The organism is Paracoccus spongiarum, assembly GCF_030732095.1.
Taxonomy (GTDB): Bacteria; Pseudomonadota; Alphaproteobacteria; order Rhodobacterales; family Rhodobacteraceae; genus Paracoccus; species Paracoccus spongiarum.
On record NZ_JAVAMQ010000067.1, the window covers coordinates 1 to 1033 of the forward strand.

Annotated in this window: 1 pseudogene; it reads left to right on the top strand. The window is 64.0% G+C overall.

From position 1 onward, the window contains the following. The first annotated feature begins 27 nt into the window (after positions 1–27). Positions 28–995: pseudogene (locus Q5Y72_RS19700) on the top strand (IS5 family transposase). Positions 996–1033 lie beyond the last annotated feature (38 nt).

The window sequence follows — 1033 nt, forward strand, 5'->3', positions numbered from 1 at the left end:
GTGAATCCAGCGTGGTAGCTGGGATGCATGAGCAGACCCACACCCGCAACCTACAGGACCAAGAACTGGCCAGCCTATAACGAAGCGCTCAAGCGCCGTGGCTCGCTGACAATCTGGTTCGACCCTGAGATGAGCTGGGATGGCGCGCCGACAGGCAGGCGTGGCCGCCAGCAGAGCTACAGCGACGCCGCTATACAGAGTGCCTTTCGATGAAGGTGCTGTTCGGGATGGGGCTCCGGCAGACAACCGGCTTCGTCGAAAGTCTGCTGCGACTGCTTGGCCTCGACTGGACGGTGCCCGACTTCAGCACGCTGTCGCGCCGCCAGAAGACCCTGGCCGTCAATATCCCGTATCGCGGCTCCAAGGGTCCGTTGCACCTGCTGATCGACAGCACCGGCATCAAGGTCGAGGGCGAAGGCGAATGGCACGCTCGCAAGCATGGTGGTCCCAAACGGCGTGTGTGGCGCAAGCTTCACCTCGGGATTGACGAGGAAACGCTGGAGGTCCGCGCTGTTGAGATCACCGGGAGCCACATTGGCGATGCACCGGTTTTGCCCGACCTGCTCAGCCAGATCCCGGCGGACCAGGAAATCGGCAGCGTCACGGCAGATGGGGCCTACGACACACGCAAATGCCACGATGCCATCGCTGACCGCGGCGCCCACGCGTTCGGGCACTCTCTCGAACCGATGGCGTTCGTGCCCTCACTCCCGCCCCGCAAGAACGCCAAGCCATGGAAGACCGTCACCGCCGGCGCGGTCGCCCGAAACGAGGCCCTGCGCGCATCGAAATACCTCGGCCGTGCCCTGTGGCGGCGATGGAGCGGATATCACCGCCGAAGCCGCGTCGAAACGAAGATGCATTGCGTGAAACTGCTGGGCCAGCGGCTCATGGCGCGGGACTTCGACCGACAGGTCGCCGAGCTACAGGTCCGCATCGCCGTCCTGAACGGCTACACCGCGCTCGGCATACCCGTCACGGAAGCTGTGGGATAAGTCCGTCTGGGGAAAGGGGAACCTCGATGTTCAGCCGA